Origin of the sequence: Flocculibacter collagenilyticus (assembly GCF_016469335.1) — a bacterium.
Taxonomy (GTDB): Bacteria; Pseudomonadota; Gammaproteobacteria; order Enterobacterales; family Alteromonadaceae; genus Flocculibacter; species Flocculibacter collagenilyticus.
The window spans coordinates 1,219,513-1,239,934 of sequence record NZ_CP059888.1 but is presented as its reverse complement, the minus strand read 5'-3'; the positions used below and the strand labels follow the sequence as shown (position 1 = coordinate 1,239,934).

Genomic DNA, 20,422 nt, shown 5'->3' with positions numbered 1-20,422 from the left:
GTGATTATAAGCTCGCATTTGTAGTGTTGATTGTAGCTATAGATGTCTCATCCAGTTCGCGATAGATATCAGCAAATTTTGTACGCCAATTTCTTTGGTTAATATCGCCCTTGTGGTGAAACCGAATGACCCCCTTTGCATCAATAAAGAAAGTTTCTGGTGCACCATCAACGCCGAGATCTAAAATCAAGCTACGATGAGTATCTAACATATTATATTGGTAGGGGTTACCACGGTTAGTTAACTTTTCTTGAACCACAGCCTGAATTCTCGGTAAGTCGACTTTATCACCAAAGTCTGGATCTATATCGTTTAAATAATATACCCCCACTATTTTAACTCCCCGTTCTCTTAATTCTGTAAGGAACCCAAGCTCTTCATTACAGGTTGGGCACCACTCTGCCCACACGTTAAGCAGCACAGGTTCCCCTAATAACTCTTTATCAGTCCAAACTTTATTCGGTTCCATTAAGTCAATTAACTGAAACTCTGGTAATGGCTTTCCAATCAGTGCAGATTCACGCTCACGTGGATCTGAAAAGAGCCCTTTCAACAGAAAAAACGTTAACGTTAAAAATATAAAAAAGGGCAGTAAAAAAAAGGCTAATTTTTTATTCATGAATTAACACCACTAAAAGAAGTCGTCGCAGAAAAATTGCGGGCAACAGCTTTCCTTCTGTAACGCTTATCAAATAGTGCGCACAAACCACCAAAGGCCATAAAAATTGCACCTAACCATACCCAGCGAACAAAAGGTTTATGATAAACCCTTAGCGCCCACTCTCCCTGTGTTGGGTGAGCAGCGTTCATTGGCTCTCCTAGCGCAACATAAAGATCTCGCCATAAGCTCGCATCTATTGCCGCTTCTGTCATCGGCATACGCTGTACAACATACATACGCTTTTGTGGTAATAACTGAGCAACTTGTTTATCTTCTTGATAAATATTGATCACACCTTCATGACCTTCGTAATTAGGGCCTTCAACACGTTTAATGTCGCTAAATACAAAGCGGTAACCACCTAAGTCTATTTGTTCGCCAACCGCCATTCTGACATCTTTCTCAGTGCTATATTGGCTCGTCACCGCTATACCTATTAGGGAGACTGCGAAGCCTAAATGACCTAAAATCATCGCCCAATGGCTACCAGATAATTTGGCTAGGCCCTGTTGCCATGAACCAAAGTGATTCATTCTAATGGTCAACTCACGAATAGTTGAAAGCGTTACCCAGACACCTAATAAAATGCCTAATAGTGTAATTGATACCATCGTATCAAACCCTATCGTTGCAACAAACCAAGTAATTGCAACACTAAAAAGCATAGTAAGTACTAACGCTCGACCAACTTTTTTAAACTTTTCTTGTTTCCATCTAACTAGTGGGCCAATACCAACCAGTACTGCAAATGGCACGATGAGGTAAGTAAACATTTCATTAAAAAATGGCACGCCTATAGATATAGAGCCCATGCCTAATTCTTTATGTACTAATGGTAGTAATGTGCCCAGTAACACCACGAGCATTGCAGCGGTAAGAAGAATATTATTCCCCCACAACATTACCTCACGCGAGAATAATTTATATTTGCCTGTGCTACGCATTGAAGACGCTCGCCATGCATACAAAAGCAAGCTACCGCCAATAACAAGAAATAAGAATCCTAAAATAAATAGTCCTCGCGTAGGGTCTGAGGCAAAAGCATGCACAGACACCACCACACCAGAACGAACTAAGAATGTACCCAATAAACTAAGTGAGAACGTTGCGATTGCCAGTAGCACGGTCCAAGACTTAAACACACCACGCTTTTCTGTTACTGCCAGTGAGTGCAATAAAGCAGTGCCTAGCAGCCATGGCATAAATGATGCGTTCTCAACAGGATCCCAGAACCACCAACCGCCCCAGCCAAGTTCGTAATAAGCCCACCAACTGCCAAGCGCAATACCCAATGTTAAAAACACCCATGCAGCCAACGTCCACGGCCTTGACCATTTCGCCCAACTTGCATCTAACTTACCAGAGATTAACGCAGCAATAGCAAATGCAAATGATACTGCGAACCCACTAAACCCTATGTATAGCATTGGCGGATGAATGATCATCCCAGGGTCTTGTAATACCGGATTTAAATCTTGACCATCAATAGGAAAGTAAGGCAATAAGCGTTCAAACGGATTAGACACTAATAAAATAAATAAATAAAAACCTAATCCAACCCAGCCAAGCACAGAGAGTACTCTAGCGCGAAACGGCCAGTTAAGTCCTTTAGAGGCAAACGCAACAGCAGCAAACCAGCAAGCTAAAATTAATACCCATAACAGAAATGAGCCTTCATGCCCTCCCCATACAGCAGTAATGCGGTAAATTAATGGAAGTAAGGAGTTTGAATGGTTTGCAACGTAAGCTACGGTAAAGTCGTTATTTACAAATGCATAAACTAAACATAAAAATGAAATAAAAGTAAAAAATAAAGCTGAATAAGCGAACACAGGACCAGATCGCATTAAGCTTAAGTTACCTCTATGCGCACCAAGTATAGGATACAAAGAAAGAAAGCAACAAAATATAAATGCTATAACGAGTGATAAATAACCAAGTTCAGGGATCACAGATTAATTACTCCCACCAAGCGTGTTTGATTCGCCACTTGACGATTCTGATGCTGTTTTGCCGTACTGTGGCTTAACATGTTTAATACCTTTTAACGCCTCTGCCACTTCTGGCGGCATATATTCTTCATCATGTTTTGCTAACACCTCAAACGCTTCAATGGTGTAAGGACCAGTTAGCACGCCTTGTGCTACAATGCCTTGTCCTTCACGAAACAAGTCTGGCAGAATGCCGTTGTATTTGATGGTAACTTCAGGCCCTACATCCACTAACACAAACTCTACATCGAGAGAGTCATCACTTCGCTTTACAGAATTTTCTTTAACCATGCCACCTATACGAAGCCGCTGACCAATACTTGGCTTAATACCTGTTTCGTTTTTACCGTTCACGATTTCTGATGGAGTGTAAAACAGATCAATATTTTGCTGTAATGCATATAAAATAAACCCGATTGCCGAACCAACAGATAATATTAATGTAATCGCAACAGTGAGTCGTTTTTTACGTCTAGGATTCATGGCTTAATTCCTTACGTGCTTTATTAATACGTTCATTACGTAATATAGATTGGGCTATCGTTCTTTTAATTTTTGAATGCTGAGTTTTTGTTACCATCACTAAACCAAGTAATAATAAAAATGACACCCCGTAAGAAAGCCATACATAAAAACCATACCCGCCCATCGCGACAAATTCTGAAAAACTAGAAAATTGCATATTATTTTTCACCTGCTACTTTCATTGCTATTGATTTAACCCAAGGTCTATGTTGCTCACGCAATAAAATTTCATTTCTTAATCGTTGGCAAACAATTGCACCAACAAAACAGCCAAACCCAACTAAATTTATTAATAGTGGCCACAGCATACTCGAATCAATTAATGGTTTATCAAATCGTGTAATGGTTGCACCTTGATGAAGGGTATTCCACCACTCTACCGAGTAATGAATAATCGGTAAATTAACGACTCCAACTAATGCAAGAATACCTGCGGCTTTACCACCACTCGCTTTATCATCAAACGCATTATAAAGCGCAATCACGCCTAAGTATAAAAAAAGAAGAATCAGCTCTGAGGTGAGCCTTGCATCCCACACCCACCATGCACCCCACATAGGTTTTCCCCATGCGGCACCGGTAAACAGCGCGATTGCGGTAAATACAGCACCAACAGGAGCAATTGCCGATACCGCCATATCCGCTGTTTTGATTTGCCACACCAAGCCAACCAACGCCATAATTGCCATAGCCGCATACACGCTCATAGACAGCATAGCGGAAGGTACGTGCATGTAAATAATACGAAAACTGTCACCTTGCTGATAATCGGCCGGGGCATACAACAATCCCCAAATCATCCCTATCGTTATTAACCCAAATGCCAAAAGACTAAACCATGGTGTTAATGCGCCGCATAACTGATACGTTTTTTCAGATTTGGCATAAGGATGTAACCATTTCCACATAGAATTTCTCAATAATCACTTAATTAATATTAATTTTTAATGCTGCTGCTGTTGCAAACGGGCTCACTGCAATTGATAGCATCATAACACCCGCCAACATTGCTAAATGACCATTATATGCCATTCCCATGCTGGCAGCATCAACTGCAGAGGTTGAAAATATCAATACAGGAATATACAAAGGTAGCACCAGTAAACTCAGTAACACACCGCTTTTAGGCAGGCTCACTGTAAGTGCAGTTGCAATAATACCAATCATACTTAAGATTGGAGTACCTAGTAATAACGTCAACATTAATGCTTCAAATCCCTGAGTGGGAATATGCAGCATATATGCAGCAACAGGCGATAAAATAATGAGCGGTAAACTTGTTAAAAGCCAATGCACAACCATTTTAGCGCACACATAAATAAAGAAAGGCGTAGAAGAAATGAGTAGTTGCTCTATCGTTCCATCATCATAGTCAGCTTTAAAAACACGCTCTAACCCCATCATGGTAGACAGTAAAGCCGCGACCCAAATAATACCCGCCGCAATTCGCGCTAATAAGTTAGGCTCAGGCCCAAGCCCTAAAGGGAACAGTGTAATTACAACCACAAAAAAGATTAATGGATTTACAATGTCGGCTTTATGTTGATATACCTGCGTAAATTCTTTTTGTATTAGTGCGAAAAAGGCTGAAGCATAAGAAATATTGGTCATCATTAAAAACGATACTCCAAAACAATCTTATGTAACGAATCAAACTTATTCGTTAAATCTTGGTGTGTTGTTAAAATAATGGTGCCACCATTTTCAATATGAGATGAAAACTTTTCCTGTAGAAGGCTTACACCCTGTTTATCTATTGCGGTGAAAGGCTCATCTAGCAACCATAATTTAGCGGTAGAGGTCCACAATCGACTCAACGCAATACGGCGCTGCTGGCCAGCTGAAAGCAAACCACTAGGGCAATCTTCCAAGCCAACTAGTCCAAGTTTTTCAAGCAGAGGAAAGGGTAAAACATCATCCACTTGATGGGTGGCGTGCCACCAACGCATATTTTCTAATGCACTGAGTGACGAAGCAATCCCAGCTTTATGACCCAAATACAATATTTCTTGCTCCGGGTCGTCAAACTTAACAGTCCCTTCATAAGGTTTTAATAACCCTGCAAGCATTTTTAGTAAGGTTGTTTTACCCGCACCATTAGGGCCTTCAACCTGCCATATCTGCCCTTTTTGGATCTGAAAACTAAGATCGTCGAATAAACATCGATCTTGTCTGATAGAAGTAAGTGACTGCGCAGATAACAAAATTCAGGCTACTTTGTTTTCAATTAAAATTGCGCGCATAATAGCATAGAATTACAGAGTACAGCCAACTGATATCTAATGGATTTCATAACTTAAATGTAACTTATATTGCATAATGCTATATCGAATACGGTAGTTATTAAAGTGACTAAAAATAACGTTATTATGCTGCTATATAGAAAGGAAATCGGTTAGTTTTAATGAATATCATTAAGGGGAAAAATTTTATGAAAAAGCGGTTAGGCAGTTATTATGTCAATATCCACTAACCACCCTAATCAAACATTAAGCAATGCAGCATCTGCAACCTCTATTTCGTTAGAAAGCGGTGCATCATCCACGCAAAAAATTGAATTTGGTAAAAGCTACCCAGTTGAAATTACTAGCACTTCCCCAAACAAACAATCAGTCAAAATTTTAACTGAGCCTAAGCCTGTCACACTGCAAATAGCAACATCACCGGAACTCAGTAAAAATATTAAGTTTGCTCAGGTGATTCAAAACCCGAATCCATCCACTGGCAATGAATTCATTTTAAAGCTAAGCACACAACCTAATAATCTATCCCCTTCCCACTCTCAAGCCCAAAGTGTTGATATTGTCATACCTACCGATGTTAAGCTGAAATTACTGTCTTACTTGCCACATTTCAACTTAAAGCACAGCACCTTAGAGGGGTTGGTTCCTTTATTGCTTTCTTCCACAAAGCCAGCATCTTCACATTCCGATAGTGCTACCATCCAAGGAACACTGACACTTCATCCCAACCAACTGTTAAAACTAAATAAAAGTATTACAGAACAGCTGGCTAACTTACTTAACTACAAAGCACATTCTACTGCCACTAGCTATCCAGCTAAACTCGTTTTAGAAGCAAAAGGCAACCAACTTAATGTTAATATACTTGCCGCGCCACAGCACAAGAGTGGCAATGCGCCAATAAATATGAATTTTCTAGCAAGGAATACCAATGAAATTCAGCATGCAATTCATAAGTTAAGTCAGGAAGGTAAAACAGCCCCAGTTAGTTTTTCATTAACAGCTAACCACTCAACAAAGCTACTTAACAGCCTTGCTAGAGAAGTTGTGCCTCCTAACAAATTGTTGACCGCCGAGCTTACGCCAAGCCAAATTAAAGGTAAGTTAACACTAAACATAGACACCAACATTCAACTAAATTTACCTCAACAGTCTGTTAGTAAAGGATTGCCTAACTTAATCCCCAAAATAGCACCATTGGAAAAGCCACTCCCGCTACAACTGGCACTAAATGAAAAAGGTGGCCAGCTTTCATTTAAAGTTACACCGCTTTCACTAAGCGCGACCACATCATCCACTGTAGAAATTAACTTAAGTAATAAGCTGGCAGCACAGATTATTAAAAATGCTCCTCAAGCGATGGAATTAAATCGTACAGCCAATCATGAACAATCAACCGTACACGACCCACAAGCCACCAATTCAAAAAGCGCCGAAATTAATCAAATGCTGGGGCGTACTCAATTTAAAAACCTTCCCGCTCAACTACAAAATCAGTTGTTGCATATCGTTCAACAAGATCTACCAAAAGAGCAAAAGCTGGCCCATGTTGCGCCTGAAATCAAACAACTTATATTTACATTGCTACCGAAATATATTGCTCATGATAAAACTCTCAAACAGAGCTTCCTTGCCCCCAAGCTTGAAAGTTTTACTGAATTAAAAGAGGTTACAAACACTATTAAATTACAGCTGGCGTCACTTACCGTTACTAAGCCCAGCACCACTGCCGCATTGGTGAGTAATGTGATGCAGAACCTGCTTAATTACGATACTGGCAAATTATTCAGTAGCGAAACAAACAGACACTCTGCTACCTCGCCAGATTCGCCTGCTAAACTGACGGATATCATGCAAACGGAGCCCATGCAAACGGAGCCCATGAAAAGTAACATAGTCACCTCGGCATCAGTTACTAGTACAGCATCACTACCGCCCAGCCTAAAAGTCGAAAATAACAGCTTATTACAAACTGCAATTAATCTACTTTTTTTATCTTCAAAAAGTAAAACAGCAACCACGCTAACCGCCCCACAAATAAGCACGCTAATTAGATCGTTAGCCCCGCAATTAACCAATCTTTCAGACGGTCAGAAAAAAAACTGGGCAAAGCAATTATTGAGTCATGCCGACAAGTCTTCATCTCTTGCGGGCAGCTTATTAAATACACATAGCCATATACGTCTAAGTCAGTTACATACATTAGAGCGTCAACTTGATCAGAACAATTTATATTTCGTCACACTTCCTATTCAATACGAACAAGGATTAAAAGAGCATGAAATACTATTCGAGCAAGAAAGCGAAAAACATGCAAAAGACGTTAAGCAATCAACATGGAAAATTACACTTAACATGGATTTAAGCCCATTAGGTCGCCTGCTCATAAAGGGGGCAATTATAGATAACCATTTAAAGCTTAATTTTTTTACTGATGAGCATGCCGTAAAAGCTAAAATAGACACGTATGTTGAGTTTTTAGAAGAGCGGCTTTTGTCTTTCGACCTATCCGTAGATTATACGCCTTGTGTAGTCACTCAGGTTCCTGAGACGATTCGTACTACTAATGCAGAAATATTAAATATAAAAGTGTGATTGTTATGTCTGATAAACCAAGGAAAACTAAAAAAGCAGTTGGACTTAAGTATGAGTCTGGCTCTGCGCCTAAAGTTATTGCTACAGGTGAGCAAGAAATTGCAGAAGAGATCATTGCTATAGCAAAAGAGCATGGTGTATTAGTGCATGAAGATGAACAGCTATCTCAAATTTTAGCGACATTAGAACTAGGCGATGAAATACCGAAAGAGCTCTATATCGTCATTGCCGAACTTATCGCGTTTTCATATATTTTAAAAGGCGAGTTTCCTGATAATTGGAACAATATGCACAATCGCATTAAAGAAAAGGTATGACAGCAGAATTTATTGGTTCTTACCATGTATGGAGAAAAGTAATTCCGCTTCAGCTCTTGGTAACTCACATTCAGAGATAATCTCTTCAATATCAGCCCCTAGCTCTACCATTTTTACTGCGCGGGAATACAGTTTTGAATCTGCATCCACATGTTGTATTTCTACCTGCTTCTCAGAAACCTCATGCGTCATGTTTTGTAATTTAGCTATACGCTTCCCCATCCCCATGAGGCCGCTACGAAGCTCTTGCACTTCGTTCTTGGCTACATCCAGTTCTTTTTTCAGTATAACAATCCGCTGATAACAAGAACTGAGCTTTTTATTGAAAGATATTAATTTTATAAATAAAACTACAACTAACAACAAGGTGGCAACAAGGCCACCCAAAAATACAAATTCATTCATGATCACTAATAATCTTTAATACACAAGTATTCACTTATGTTTAAAAGTTTGAAATTTCATCCCACTCATCGTCACTTAGAAGCTTATTAAGATCAACCAAAATAAGTAGTTCGCCATCTCTATTGCTAACACCTTGAATGAATTTAGCACTTTCGTCTGTGCCTACATTCGGTGCACTGTCAATTTCAGAGCTTCTCAGGTATACCACTTCAGCAACACTATCAACTAAAATACCAAGCACTTGCTTTTCTGCTTCAATAATAACAATACGTGAATTGTCGGTTACTTCTGTAGGTGGTAAACCAAAGCGTGAACGGGTATCAATAACTGTAACAACGTTACCACGCAAGTTGATGATACCAAGCACATAAGTTGGCGCTCCTGGAACTGGTGCTATTTCGGTATAACGCAGCACTTCTTGCACTTGCATAACGTTAATACCATAAGTTTCATCCTCTAAGCGGAAAGTCACCCATTGCAACACTTCATCATTTACATCAGCTGCGTTATTTGCAGAAATTTTTCTTTCTTCACTCATTCGCTTTGCTCCCTCGCAAGCACTTTTAACTTACAATTCTTCTTCACTAATATCTAAACCGTTGTTAAGCAAACTTGTTAGCTCTTCTACATCTAACAAAGCGCACATTTTGTCTTTAATTAATCCCGCCAACCATGGACGTCGCGTTTTATTGTCAGACCATTTAACATCATCTTGTTCTAAGGTTACGGTATTGACCAGTTGCTCACATGCCATTCCCCATGCGCTATCACTTAACATAATTACATACTTATAATCTAACGCGGCCTCTAGCTGATCGTCATATTTCTCTGGCATCACCCATTTAGCTGTATCAACCACATTCAGCTTCTCATCACGGTGAACCATTACTCCCATAAACCAGCTCGGCTTACCGATTAAACTACTTAATTTTGATAAATTATGTATTCCGCCTAGTTCCGTTAAAGGTACAGCAACGGTTAAACCTGCCACTTTGAAGAATAACGCTTGAAAACTCCCTTTTCTGTAATCTTTTTCTTCGCTAGTAACTTTAGCTGCTTTTAAGTCTAGTTCAATTTCTTCAATTTTTTCAGTAACTATTTCTTTTGTTACAGCTTTATCGTCAACTAGCAGCTTTTCTTTATAAGCTTCAACTTCTTCATCAGCTCTATTGACCACTTGAACCTGCTTTAATAATTTAGCAACAGGTTCGAGGTGCTCCTCTTCATTCTCAGGCTCATCCTCGGTCAAAAGTGCCGTAAGGTACTTTTTCATCACTTTTTCATTCGCAAAGTTTTGCTTACTCATTCATTTCACTCATTGGCTCTAACTGCATTAAATAGGTTAATAAGGTGTTGTAAGCAAACACGCCTCTTGATTTAGGTGTGTAAACTGATGGTGGCTGTTGTGCTAAGCTTGCATCTCTAAACTTGGTATCAATGGGAATAACACTCGGCCATACATTTTCTGGGTATAACTCTTTCAGCTTTTTAAACGCATCCAGCGATGCTTTGGTTCGTTTGTCATACATCGTTGGAATAATCGTAAAGTCATACGCTTTACTTTGCGATGCGTTCATTAAATCCATCGTGCGTAACATTCTATCAAGACCTTTCAGCGCCAAAAATTCTGTTTGTACAGGTATAAGTATACGCTCACAGGCTGCAAGTGCATTAACCATTAGTACGCCTAGTACAGGCGGGCAGTCAAGCAAAGCAAAGTCATATTCATCTGCAATTTTATTTAACGCTTTTTTTAGCAACAATCCCATACCGCCTTTGTTACCAAAAGTGCGGTCTAACGTTGCCAGTCCCATGGTTGCAGGCAAAATATCTAGGTTACTTAATGTCGACGGACACAAAGACTGCAAAATTTCTTCTTTGGTTATTTGCGCGCCTCTTGAAAATAAATCAAACACACTCACTTCTAGATCTTCAGAATCAATACCAAAATAATAGGTAAGTGAAGCATGGGGATCTGTATCAACTAATAAAACCCGATAGCCACGAGCCGCTAGCAACCCACCAAGTGTTACAGTTGAGGTTGTTTTACCTACTCCACCTTTTTGATTTGCTATTGTCCAAATTTTCAAAATTACAACTTTCTCGTTAAGAATTAGTTTAGTTATTATTTTCGGTCGCGTTTTCTTCAGGGGCAGTGGTGACACGTATGCCACCATTTGGAAGCTGAATAATTCTCACTTTATTCTCTTGTTCGCTTTCAGCACCTTCATTCGACTGCTGCTGAGTTGCTTGCACATCACTCACTAACTGTTTCAACATTTCAGTTCGTGAATCATTCTCTTCATCAAGCGGTACATCCAAAGCGTATTTAGAAACCGCTATAACTACTTTTCGGTTATTAGCTCTGCCCTGCGCTGTACTGTTATCGGCAAAAGGATAATATTCTCCATACCCTTCTATCGCCATACGAGCAGGATTTAGACCAGATGACTGAAATTCTCTTACTACAGCGGTAGCGCGTGCGACTGACAGCTCCCAATTCGATGAGTATATTTCATTATTAATTGGAATATTGTCGGTATAACCGCGCACACGAATGTAGTTATTTACGGGCTCTATAATTTTACTAATTTGGCTTAATACCAGCTTGGCATTATTCGTTGTCGTTGAGCTAGCACTCGGAAATAGCATGCCACTATTTAACTCAATAGTTAGCCAGTCATCATCGCGCTCTACCTCAGCAATACCTTTTTGCTCTAAATCATGAAGCGCTGTTTTAAGATCTTGCTCTAGTGCAGCTAATGGATTTCCCAGTTTTTTCTCATGAATATTAGATAACTGAGAATCACTTTCGAGTAATTCCGGCCCTTTAACTTCGAGTAATCCGTCCCCGTACAGCTGAAAGTCGGTATCTTCTTGTTCTGTGACTAAAATATCATGGTTCTTGGCGCCTTTACTCTCTCCGCCTTTTATCTCAAACACTTCACCTAAAGTATCTGATAAGATCTTATACTCTTCTTCTTTAATTAAAGACAAAGCATACAGCACAACAAATAGCGCAAACATTAACGTCATGTAGTCAGCATAAGAAACTAACCAACGATCTAAATTATCTTCATCAACTTTAGTATGTTTATTTCGATGGCGATACATCAACTACTTCCTGTACGAAGAAAGTTTCAGTTCAATACTTCGAGGGTTTTCACCGTTAGCAATAGACAAAATCCCTTCAATCAGCATCTCTTTATAAAGCATTTGTTGATATACCACTGCCTTCAACTTTTCCGCCACAGGGATAAATAACAGGTTAGCAAAGCCAACACCATAAATAGTTGCTACAAAGGCCGTTGCAATGCCATTACCTAAACTCGTAGGATCTTTTATATTTGCCATTGCTTGAATTAAGCCTAGAACCGCACCGATGATCCCAATGGTTGGGCTGTATCCGCCCATAGAGTCAAATATACGAGCCGATTTTAGCAAGTGCTCACGCTCTAAAGTTAACTCGATATCCAAAGCATCTCGAATCACTTCAGATTCCGCGCCATCGACAAGTAAGTTTAGCCCCTTGTTAATAAAGGTATCAGACTCTGCAATAGCCTCATTTTCAAGCGCCAGAAAGCCGTTTTGCCTTGCCTCATTTGCCCAATGCGAAATGCGCTCAATGCCTTCATCAACATCGTATACTGGCGTCGCAAACACCCACTTAGACATTAGTAAGCCGCGCTGAAACTGACTGGCTGGTGATTGGAGCATGACAGCACCGATAGTGCCACCAAAAACAATTAAGAATGCAGGAAAGTGAAAAAGCGTTATTAATGCACCACCTTCAATAACAAAGCCACCAATAACAGCTAATATAGCCAAAAGCAAACCAGCAATACTTAATTTATCCATAACCTGTTTCCTTTAAAATCTGATTTGCCATATCGTTTAATGGATAAGAGCCTGAAGTTAGACCTGCCGCAGTCACTGCTTGGGGCATACCATAAACAACACAGCTTGCCTCATCTTGCGCTAATATCTTTGACCCACTTTGCTTTAATAAACGTGCCCCCTCTTTACCATCTGCTCCCATTCCTGTTAATACCACTGCTAATACCTTGTTCCGATAAATTTTAGCTGCACTGCCAAATGAAATATCAACACTTGGTTTATACGTTATTCTGGGTGAATCGTCTTCGATAATTTTGATTCTAGGACTGTTATTCCCTTCAAGTACTAATTGTTTACCGCCTGGCGCTAAGTAGGCAACGCCTGGCTTAAGTGTGTCGCCATTTTCAGCTTCTTTAATGGTGATGTTACACAATGTATTTAACCGCGCAGCAAAGGCTGCAGTAAACGCGGCTGGCATATGTTGAATAATAATAATGGGGTAAGGATATGAGGCTGGAAATTGCGTCAAAATTGTTTGTAAGGCCACAGGACCGCCAGTTGAGCAACCTATTGCCAATAATTTATAGTCACCATTACTGCCTCCTTTTCTTGTTACTAAAGGAGGTGGTGCGGTAGCTGCTTTACTTTCAGGTTCTGTCCGTTTCAACGCACTCGAAGAAGTTGAACCAACACTTGAACTTCGTAAGCTGCTCAGTGAGCTTGCACTAGAAGAGGAGCTTGATAATGAGGAGGGGCGACTTCTACTTAACGGCTTAGGAGAACTAGTGCTAGGCGCTGGTGTTCCGCTAAATGGGCTAGCGCGGCCGGGCCTTTTAGCAATTGCTTTAACCCTTGTTTGTAACATTACAATCGCATCTTTTTTATCACGCGCAATGTCTTCAAACTTTTTAGGTAAAAAATCAACCGCTCCTGCATCTAACGCATCTAGCGTTGATTGCGCGCCTTCATGAGTTAAAGACGAGAACATCAGAATCGGCGTTGGCTGAACTTTCATGATCCCTTTTACAGATGTAATACCGTCCATTACTGGCATTTCAACATCCATGGTGATCACATCAGGCTTTAATAGCTTAGCTTTTTCAATAGCATCCTTGCCATTTACCGCTGTATCTATAACTTCTAAATCACTATCTTGATTGAGTATATCGCTAACTCTTCTTCGAAAAAAACTAGAGTCATCTACCACTAACACTTTGATCGACATTGGACATCCTTAGCTTGGCTCAATAAAGCTATCTCATTGAACGTTTAGCATAATGTTTAAGCAAGCTAGGCACATCAATAATTAATGCGATCCCCCCGTCTGATGTAATTGTCGCACCAGCCATTCCAGGTGTTCCTTGCAGTAAATCATCTAATGGCTTAATGACTACTTCTTCCTGGCCGATTAACGAATCTACAACAAATCCCATTTGCTGAGTTCCAATTTGAACTATTACAACATGCCCTGCATTCTTCTCATCCTTGTCATATTTGGTTGTAGCTAACCACTTTTCCAAATAAAACAATGGGACTGCTTTTTCTCTAACAATAATCGTTAGCTGGCCATCAACAATGTTAGTTTTGGTTAAATCTAGATGGAAAATTTCATTAACCGTTGCTAAAGGCAAGGCAAAAGTTTGAACACCTACAACCACCATTAGGGTAGGCAAAATAGCAAGTGTTAACGGTACTTTAATTTCTAGCGTGGTGCCCGTTCCACGCTCAGAATCGATATGTAATGACCCATTTAATTGGGTAATTTTAGTTTTAACAACGTCCATTCCCACACCACGGCCTGAAATATCAGAGATTTCAGTCTTGGTCGAAAAGCCCGGTGCAAAAATTAAGTTATATGCTTCATTGTCAGACATGCGTGCAGCAGCATCGGTGTCTAAAATCCCTTTACTAATAGCAATATCTTTTAGCTTTTCAGGGTCCATCCCCGCACCATCATCAACAATGGTCAGTAAGATATGATCGCCTTCTTGTGATGCTGACAAACGTACAACCCCCGTACGAGGCTTACCCGCAGCTTCGCGAACATCTGGCATCTCAATACCGTGGTCAACCGAGTTACGCACCAAGTGGACGAGTGGATCGGCAAGTGCTTCAACAAGGTTTTTATCTAAATCGGTTTCTTCACCTTCCAGCTCTAATACAATATCTTTTTTCAAGCTTCTGGCTAAATCACGAACAACCCGAGGAAAACGACCAAATACTTTCTTAATTGGCTGCATTCGAGTCTTCATTACTGCACCTTGCAAGTCAGCAGTAACCACGTCGAGGTTAGAAATAGCCTTAGACATGTTTTCGCTTTCTACTGAGCTGCCTAAGCTGACCAAGCGATTGCGTACCAATACCAACTCACCAACCATATTCATTATTTGATCTAGACGTTTAGTATCAACACGAACGGTCGTTTCAGCTTGTGGCGGAGGAGATGCCGCCTTTTTAGGTTCAGTTGCAGGCTTACCTGCAGGTGCCGCTTTTTTAGCGGGTTCTTTTGCCGGCTCTTTTGCTGGTTCTTTTTTGGGAGCAGGAGGCGGTGTAGCTTTAGGGGTACTTTGGTTTGCTGCTTGCCCTGCACTTTGACTAGGCGCAGCTGGTGTAGACTTAACTTCACCCGGCCCTTTACCTTGCCCATGAATATTATCTAGTAACGACTCAAATTCATCATCACTAATTTCATCATCTGATGAATCACTAGCTGGGGCTTGAGGTGCAGCTGGGCTGGCGGGTTTACTTTCGTCTGCTGAGTCAGCTTTAAATGAGCCTTTACCATGTAGTTCGTCGAGTAACGACTCAAACTCATCATCTGAAATCTCATCACCTGAATCAGACGACTCCGATGCGGCAGGCGCAGATTCTGCTGCAGGCTTCCCAGATGGCGCTCCACCACCGTGTAGCTCATCTAGTAGTGCCTCAAATTCGTCTTCACTAATATCATCGATATTCTCACCATCGCCTTGGGCGGCTGGCGTGCTTACTTCATCGAATAACTCTGGTTCTCCAGCCGCGGGCGCTGATGCAGGAGCTTCGGCTGCTGGCTCTTCGGCTGGCGCTTGCTCTACCGCTTCATCTTCACTTTCAGGCTTACTTAATCTATGTAGCTCTTCAATAAGTTCAGGATCAGCAGGATCAGGCTCTTCTCTATTTTGAACAGCTGCAAACATTATGTTGATGGTGTCTAGCGCCTGTAAAATAACATCCATTAATTCTGGGGTTACTTTACGTTGCCCTTGCCGCAATACGTCAAACACATTTTCAGCACCGTGACAGGCATCAACTAGCGTTGTTAAAGAAAGAAATCCTGCGCCGCCTTTCACTGTATGGAAGCCGCGGAAGATTGCATTTAATAAATCAGCATCTTCAGGATTATTTTCGAGTTCAACAAGCTGCTCGGATAATAACTCTAGGATTTCTCCAGCCTCAACCAGAAAATCCTGTAATATGTCTTCATCCAAATCAAAGCTCATGCAGCTGCTCCCCTTTTAAAAGCCTAAACTTGACAATAAGTCGTCTACTTCATCTTGATCCGTAACTACATCTTCACGCACTTCTGCATTCATGATCGGACCTTCCGCTTTTTCTTTATCGGACTGACTTAATTTATCTTTAGATTTATCATCAGCTTGCGCAAGCGCAGCATCCTCACCAGCAAATACCTTAAGAAGATAAATTAAGCTATCTTCCACTTCGCGCACCAATTCAATAATGCGTCGAATTACTTGTCCGGTTAAATCTTGGAAATCCTGAGCCATCAATACTTCTGTTAACAGCACGTGTAGCTGAGCGGCATCTGTTTCAGCTTGTTTGATAAAGTTGTCTAAATTGCGGCACAGCGCCTTAAATTCGCCCACTTTCAAGTCACGACTCATTAGCTTATTCCAGTGTGGTTTTAGCTGTGCGATGTCATTATTGATTTTGTCAGCGATTGGTAAACTTGACTCCACTGCATCCATCGTTCTATTGGCTGCTTGCTCAGTTAAGTTCATTACGTAATTAAGTCGCTCTTTAGCATCTGGTAAGTCATCATTTGCTAAATTTGAGATGCGCGCATCAAGTTGGAAGTTACGAAGTGAGTCGTGTAGCACACGAGTAAGTTTGCCTACTTCCGCAAACAATTCGGAGGACTCTGGAGAGCTGGTATCATGAATGATTTGATTCGCTTTATCGACTTCACCATCTTCCAATAACTGAACCAACTCTTTTGCCTGCTCAAGACTAATTAATGAAGCATTTGATGCTGACATTTTACTCTCCTTGAACAGGATTAACCTAGACGCTCAAATATTTTATCTAATTTTGCTTTAAGCGTGCCCGCTGTAAATGGCTTAACAATATAACCATTAACTCCCGCCTGAGCAGCAGCAATAATTTGCTCCTTTTTCGCCTCGGCAGTTACCATCATTACAGGTATATGTTTTAATTTATCGTCGGCTCGAATGTTACGTAACAAGTCAATACCTTGCATGCCCGGCATGTTCCAGTCAGTTACTACAAAGTCGAAATCGCCATTTTGTAACATAGGAAGTGCCGTACTGCCATCATCTGCTTCTTGTACGTTTGTGAAGCCAAGATCTCTTAACAAGTTTTTAATGATACGTCTCATTGTAGAAAAGTCATCAACAACAAGAATCTTCATATTCTTATCCAAAACACCCTCCATTGAGGCAATTTAACTTTTATTAATTATTATTTCTATTATAGCCAAGTTCGCATTTTTGCTTTCAATTTATGCATTGCCTGACTATGAATTTGGCTTACTCTTGATTCACTTACATCAAGAACTTCACCAATCTCGCGTAAATTTAGTTCATCATCATAGTAAAGTGAAAGCACCAACGCTTCCCTTTCTGGTAATGTTTTAATCGACTTCACTAATGATTGCTTAAAAGCTTGGTTTGCAATTCCTTCAAAAGGCTCATTCACAGATTTATCATCATTGTTTCCCGACAATACATCTTCCGTTACGCCTAAGTCTTCTATACCAATTATTTTGCCAACATTCGCTTCGTTAAGCATATGATGGTATTCATTTAGTGGAATATCAAGTTTTTCAGCAACTTCTGTGTCAGAAACATCTCTTCCCAGTTCTGACTCTAATTCAGCAATCGCTTCGGCAATCATTCTGCTATTTTTATGAACTGAGCGAGGCGTCCAATCACCACGTCTAATTTCATCTAGCATTGAGCCTCGGATACGAATGCCTGCATACGTTTCAAAGCTTGCGCCTTTGCTACCATCAAACTTTTTTGCTGCTTCAATCAAACCAATCATGCCAGATTGAATTAAATCATCTACTTGAACGCTTGCAGGTAGCCGCATCATTAAGTGATGCGCAATACGCTTTACAAGCCCTGCATGGGCTTCAACAAGCTGGGATAGCGTATCTTTTTTTTCATAAGTGGCAATTTTCTTACTCAAATTTCGTCTCTTGACTCAGTATGATTTCTGACTAACTGCTCTATAAAAAACTCTACGTGCCCTGTCGGTTGCACTGGAACAGGCCACTTAATCGCCTTAGCGGCTAAATTTTTAATCGCAATTGACGCTGGAGATTTAGGAAACGCGTCAACTATAGCCTTTTGTTTTCTAACCGACTTTCTTATATTTTCGTCAAACGGAATGGTCGCGACCATTTCTAGTGAAACATCTAAAAAACGATCCGCTACTTTGGACAGTTTAGCAAATAATTCTTGTCCTTCACGTAAACTACGCACCATATTCGCTACAATTTTAAATTTGTATACGCCGTGCTCTCTGCTAAGTACTTTCATTAACGCATAAGCATCGGTAATCGATGTAGGTTCATCACAAACAACCACAACTACGTCTTGTGCGGCACGTGAAAAACTCAGTACCATTTCGGAAATACCTGCTGCGGTATCTACAAGCAATACATCAAAAGAAGACTTTATTTCACTGAAAGCACGAATTAACCCAGCATGCTCAGCCGCTGATAGCTCAACCATTGAACGAGTGCCGGATGTTGCAGGCACAATCTTAATGCCGTGAGGCCCTTCCACTAAAATTTCTTCTAGCGAACATTCACCAGAAAGAACATGGGAAATATTTTTTTCAACGCGTAATCCAAGCATCACATCACAATTTGCTAACCCGAGATCCGCATCTAATACGAGTACTTTTTTTCCTAACTGCCCCATTGCGATAGCAGTATTAAGAGATACGTTTGTTTTTCCTACCCCTCCTTTTCCGCCTGTTATTGATATCACCTTAATGGGTTTACTTTGATTCATATTCCTCAGGCCACTAGCTTGGTCGAAAAGATTTTTATTCATACATTCCTACTGCTTGAGGCTCTGTTTGGGTGTACCAAACATGTTCCGAGCCACTTTGAGAGTCGAGCAAATCTGCCGCATTTTCTACGAGTTTCTTTGCAGACGCTACTTTAATATCTTCAGGTACTCTTTGTCCATCAGTAAGATAGCCAATTGGTAATGCATTTTGGATCGCGACGCTAATTATTTCTCCTAAGCTCAAACTTTCATCAAGCTTGGTGAAAATACAACCAGAAAGTGCAATGCGCTTAAAGTGCTCAATGCTTTCTTCTAGTACTCTTCTTTGTGCATTTGCTGATAATACTAAGTAGGTCTTGATGTTAATATTAGTGCTTGTAATCAATGTATCAAGTTGTTGTGTTAATCTTAAATCGCGTTGGCTTAGTCCTGCAGTATCAATAAGTACTAATTTCTTGCTTCTCATTGATTTTAATAACGCTTCAAGTTCCGTCGCATCTTTTGCAATTTTTACTGGGCACCCCATGATTTTACCATAAGTAGCAAGCTGCTCGTGCGCACCTATTCTGTATGTGTCGGTAGTAATTAAACCAATATGTTCTGCCCCATGCATTTTTGCATATTGAGCGGCAAGTTTAGCAATGGTCGTGGTTTTACCTACACCAGTAGGCCCAACAAAAGCGTACACTCCACCTTTATGGATCACATCGTTACGAGTTGTACTTAACTGGCCTTCAAGTAATTCGAGTACACTAGGCCATGCTTCATGGTCTGCAAGATCTTCAGGAATAAAACACGCCATTTGATCCGCTACTTCATCACAAATACCTAGTGCTTTTAATTTTTTAATTAGCATTGCGCGTAGCGGCTCTTTTCTTTCCAGTTCCTGCCATAATAAGCCAGATACTTGATGCTCTAATAACTTTCTTAAAGATGCAATTTCACCTTTCATGCTTTGCATGTCGGCTTGATGCTGTACAGAAGCTGTTTCTGATGTCGCAGTTTGATGATGGCTTGCCGTTTGATTATAAGCGGCCTTCGGAGCATGTGTTTTTTCTGTTTTATCTAACGTATCGAAACCGCGAGCTAAATTCGCAGGCTTACTATTTAAATGATTATTTCTATTTGGCCGTGCAGGTTGCGCTTGCTTAGCAGTTGGTGTTGATTGAGAATGAGTAGCTCCCGCTTTATGTGCCTTAATTGCATGCTGACGCGACAGTAACGCCTCTAAAGATGAAGCAATACTTTCTTTGTCATTGTTAATCGCACCCTCAGCTGCATTATTTAATAGCGCTTCAAATTCAGCAGTGGGCTTAATAGGTTCGTGACTAGGGTGCATCACAGGAGCCCTATCTTCTTCATCAGCAACAGCATGTAAGGTACTTGCCCTAGTAGGTGATTGAGTAGGCTCAGGCTGTTTTGTTTCTGCAGCTTTTGGTGAGTCGTAATCAATTGCCGCTACAATTTCGACCCCTTCAGCCACTTTTTTGTTAGACATTATAACTGCATCTACACCTAACTCTTCTTTAACTTCATTAAGCGCTGTACGCATGTCTCTTGCTACAAAACGTTTGATTTTCATTTT

22 protein-coding genes are annotated in these 20,422 nt (G+C 40.6%); 2 read left to right on the top strand and 20 right to left on the bottom strand.

The window, feature by feature from the left end; all coding sequences use genetic code 11:
• Positions 1–4 precede the first annotated feature (4 nt).
• From HUU81_RS05465 to ccmA, 7 genes are read right to left on the bottom strand one after another with little or no spacing between them, the layout of a single operon-like run.
• Positions 5–619 (bottom strand): DsbE family thiol:disulfide interchange protein, encoded by a 615-nt coding sequence (locus tag HUU81_RS05465; protein WP_199611251.1) that lies wholly within the window; start codon positions 617–619, stop codon positions 5–7.
• Entirely contained in the window at positions 616–2,613 is a 1,998-nt protein-coding gene (locus tag HUU81_RS05460; protein ID WP_199611250.1) for a heme lyase CcmF/NrfE family subunit, read from the bottom strand. Before HUU81_RS05460 ends, HUU81_RS05465 begins: the two co-directional genes overlap by 4 nt.
• A 3-nt stretch (positions 2,614–2,616) precedes the next feature.
• Entirely contained in the window at positions 2,617–3,135 is a 519-nt protein-coding gene (ccmE, locus tag HUU81_RS05455) for a cytochrome c maturation protein CcmE (protein ID WP_199611249.1), read from the bottom strand.
• Positions 3,125–3,334: a heme exporter protein CcmD gene (gene ccmD / locus HUU81_RS05450; RefSeq protein ID WP_199611248.1), complete on the bottom strand. Its 210-nt coding sequence runs from the start codon at positions 3,332–3,334 to the stop codon at positions 3,125–3,127. The genes ccmE and ccmD overlap by 11 nt, the downstream gene beginning before the upstream one ends.
• Before the next feature lies 1 nt (position 3,335).
• Positions 3,336–4,085 (bottom strand): heme ABC transporter permease, encoded by a 750-nt coding sequence (locus HUU81_RS05445; protein ID WP_199611247.1) that lies wholly within the window; start codon positions 4,083–4,085, stop codon positions 3,336–3,338.
• A gap of 19 nt (positions 4,086–4,104) precedes the next feature.
• Positions 4,105–4,791 (bottom strand): heme exporter protein CcmB, encoded by a 687-nt coding sequence (gene ccmB / locus HUU81_RS05440; RefSeq protein ID WP_199611246.1) that lies wholly within the window; start codon positions 4,789–4,791, stop codon positions 4,105–4,107.
• A complete protein-coding gene (gene ccmA, locus HUU81_RS05435) occupies positions 4,791–5,381 on the bottom strand; it encodes a cytochrome c biogenesis heme-transporting ATPase CcmA (RefSeq protein ID WP_199611245.1) in 591 nt (196 codons plus the stop codon). Before ccmA ends, ccmB begins: the two co-directional genes overlap by 1 nt.
• Positions 5,382–5,633: 252 nt before the next feature.
• On the opposite strand from ccmA, the gene HUU81_RS05430 reads away from it, so the two are divergent.
• Positions 5,634–8,015: a flagellar hook-length control protein FliK gene (locus HUU81_RS05430; protein ID WP_199611244.1), complete on the top strand. Its 2,382-nt coding sequence runs from the start codon at positions 5,634–5,636 to the stop codon at positions 8,013–8,015.
• A 5-nt stretch (positions 8,016–8,020) separates the two neighbouring features.
• Positions 8,021–8,332, top strand: a complete 312-nt coding sequence (locus tag HUU81_RS05425; RefSeq protein ID WP_199611243.1) for an EscU/YscU/HrcU family type III secretion system export apparatus switch protein — start codon at positions 8,021–8,023, stop codon at positions 8,330–8,332.
• A 9-nt stretch (positions 8,333–8,341) separates the two neighbouring features.
• Here the strand turns inward: HUU81_RS05425 and HUU81_RS05420 are convergent, their stop codons facing one another.
• The 13 genes from HUU81_RS05420 to flhF are packed head-to-tail and all read right to left on the bottom strand — an operon-like array spanning position 8,342 to position 20,419.
• Positions 8,342–8,737: a DUF2802 domain-containing protein gene (locus HUU81_RS05420; RefSeq protein WP_199611242.1), complete on the bottom strand. Its 396-nt coding sequence runs from the start codon at positions 8,735–8,737 to the stop codon at positions 8,342–8,344.
• 40 nt (positions 8,738–8,777) lie between these two features.
• On the bottom strand, positions 8,778–9,275 hold the full coding sequence (locus HUU81_RS05415) for a chemotaxis protein CheW (RefSeq protein WP_199611241.1): 498 nt from the start codon (positions 9,273–9,275) through the stop codon (positions 8,778–8,780).
• A 30-nt stretch (positions 9,276–9,305) separates the two neighbouring features.
• Positions 9,306–10,043, bottom strand: coding sequence for a chemotaxis protein CheW (locus tag HUU81_RS05410; RefSeq protein ID WP_199611240.1), 738 nt, complete (start codon positions 10,041–10,043; stop codon positions 9,306–9,308).
• A complete protein-coding gene (locus HUU81_RS05405) occupies positions 10,036–10,827 on the bottom strand; it encodes a ParA family protein (RefSeq protein ID WP_199611239.1) in 792 nt (263 codons plus the stop codon). The genes HUU81_RS05410 and HUU81_RS05405 overlap by 8 nt, the downstream gene beginning before the upstream one ends.
• 28 nt (positions 10,828–10,855) lie before the next feature.
• On the bottom strand, positions 10,856–11,851 hold the full coding sequence (locus tag HUU81_RS05400; protein ID WP_199611238.1) for an OmpA family protein: 996 nt from the start codon (positions 11,849–11,851) through the stop codon (positions 10,856–10,858).
• Positions 11,852–11,854: 3 nt separating this feature from the next.
• Positions 11,855–12,595: a flagellar motor protein gene (locus HUU81_RS05395; protein ID WP_199611237.1), complete on the bottom strand. Its 741-nt coding sequence runs from the start codon at positions 12,593–12,595 to the stop codon at positions 11,855–11,857.
• A complete protein-coding gene (locus tag HUU81_RS05390) occupies positions 12,588–13,799 on the bottom strand; it encodes a protein-glutamate methylesterase/protein-glutamine glutaminase (protein WP_199611236.1) in 1,212 nt (403 codons plus the stop codon). Before HUU81_RS05390 ends, HUU81_RS05395 begins: the two co-directional genes overlap by 8 nt.
• A gap of 28 nt (positions 13,800–13,827) precedes the next feature.
• Positions 13,828–16,053: a chemotaxis protein CheA gene (locus HUU81_RS05385; protein WP_199611235.1), complete on the bottom strand. Its 2,226-nt coding sequence runs from the start codon at positions 16,051–16,053 to the stop codon at positions 13,828–13,830.
• A gap of 15 nt (positions 16,054–16,068) precedes the next feature.
• Positions 16,069–16,830, bottom strand: coding sequence for a protein phosphatase CheZ (locus HUU81_RS05380; RefSeq protein WP_199611234.1), 762 nt, complete (start codon positions 16,828–16,830; stop codon positions 16,069–16,071).
• A 20-nt stretch (positions 16,831–16,850) separates the two neighbouring features.
• Positions 16,851–17,234, bottom strand: a complete 384-nt coding sequence (gene cheY / locus HUU81_RS05375; protein ID WP_199611233.1) for a chemotaxis response regulator CheY — start codon at positions 17,232–17,234, stop codon at positions 16,851–16,853.
• Positions 17,235–17,281: 47 nt separating this feature from the next.
• Positions 17,282–18,004 (bottom strand): RNA polymerase sigma factor FliA, encoded by a 723-nt coding sequence (locus HUU81_RS05370; RefSeq protein ID WP_199611232.1) that lies wholly within the window; start codon positions 18,002–18,004, stop codon positions 17,282–17,284.
• The gene (locus HUU81_RS05365) at positions 18,001–18,879 is read right to left on the bottom strand and encodes a MinD/ParA family ATP-binding protein (RefSeq protein WP_199611231.1); all 879 of its coding nucleotides are present in this window, start codon (positions 18,877–18,879) and stop codon (positions 18,001–18,003) included. Before HUU81_RS05365 ends, HUU81_RS05370 begins: the two co-directional genes overlap by 4 nt.
• Positions 18,872–20,419, bottom strand: a complete 1,548-nt coding sequence (gene flhF, locus HUU81_RS05360) for a flagellar biosynthesis protein FlhF (protein ID WP_199611230.1) — start codon at positions 20,417–20,419, stop codon at positions 18,872–18,874. Before flhF ends, HUU81_RS05365 begins: the two co-directional genes overlap by 8 nt.
• Positions 20,420–20,422 lie beyond the last annotated feature (3 nt).

Excerpts from the sequence above, each read along its gene's own strand:
- HUU81_RS05465 (WP_199611251.1), bottom strand. The coding sequence starts at position 619 with ATGAATAAAAAATTAGCCTTTTTTTTACTGCCCTTTTTTATATTTTTA.
- ccmE (WP_199611249.1), bottom strand. The coding sequence starts at position 3,135 with ATGAATCCTAGACGTAAAAAACGACTCACTGTTGCGATTACATTAATA.
- ccmD (WP_199611248.1), bottom strand. The coding sequence starts at position 3,334 with ATGCAATTTTCTAGTTTTTCAGAATTTGTCGCGATGGGCGGGTATGGT.
- HUU81_RS05445 (WP_199611247.1), bottom strand. The coding sequence starts at position 4,085 with ATGTGGAAATGGTTACATCCTTATGCCAAATCTGAAAAAACGTATCAG.
- ccmB (WP_199611246.1), bottom strand. The coding sequence starts at position 4,791 with ATGATGACCAATATTTCTTATGCTTCAGCCTTTTTCGCACTAATACAA.
- HUU81_RS05430 (WP_199611244.1), top strand. The coding sequence starts at position 5,634 with ATGTCAATATCCACTAACCACCCTAATCAAACATTAAGCAATGCAGCA.
- HUU81_RS05425 (WP_199611243.1), top strand. The coding sequence starts at position 8,021 with ATGTCTGATAAACCAAGGAAAACTAAAAAAGCAGTTGGACTTAAGTAT.
- HUU81_RS05420 (WP_199611242.1), bottom strand. The coding sequence starts at position 8,737 with ATGAATGAATTTGTATTTTTGGGTGGCCTTGTTGCCACCTTGTTGTTA.
- HUU81_RS05415 (WP_199611241.1), bottom strand. The coding sequence starts at position 9,275 with ATGAGTGAAGAAAGAAAAATTTCTGCAAATAACGCAGCTGATGTAAAT.
- HUU81_RS05410 (WP_199611240.1), bottom strand. The coding sequence starts at position 10,043 with ATGAGTAAGCAAAACTTTGCGAATGAAAAAGTGATGAAAAAGTACCTT.
- HUU81_RS05400 (WP_199611238.1), bottom strand. The coding sequence starts at position 11,851 with ATGTATCGCCATCGAAATAAACATACTAAAGTTGATGAAGATAATTTA.
- HUU81_RS05395 (WP_199611237.1), bottom strand. The coding sequence starts at position 12,595 with ATGGATAAATTAAGTATTGCTGGTTTGCTTTTGGCTATATTAGCTGTT.
- HUU81_RS05390 (WP_199611236.1), bottom strand. The coding sequence starts at position 13,799 with ATGTCGATCAAAGTGTTAGTGGTAGATGACTCTAGTTTTTTTCGAAGA.
- HUU81_RS05385 (WP_199611235.1), bottom strand. The coding sequence starts at position 16,053 with ATGAGCTTTGATTTGGATGAAGACATATTACAGGATTTTCTGGTTGAG.
- HUU81_RS05380 (WP_199611234.1), bottom strand. The coding sequence starts at position 16,830 with ATGTCAGCATCAAATGCTTCATTAATTAGTCTTGAGCAGGCAAAAGAG.
- HUU81_RS05365 (WP_199611231.1), bottom strand. The coding sequence starts at position 18,879 with ATGAATAAAAATCTTTTCGACCAAGCTAGTGGCCTGAGGAATATGAAT.
- flhF (WP_199611230.1), bottom strand. The coding sequence starts at position 20,419 with ATGAAAATCAAACGTTTTGTAGCAAGAGACATGCGTACAGCGCTTAAT.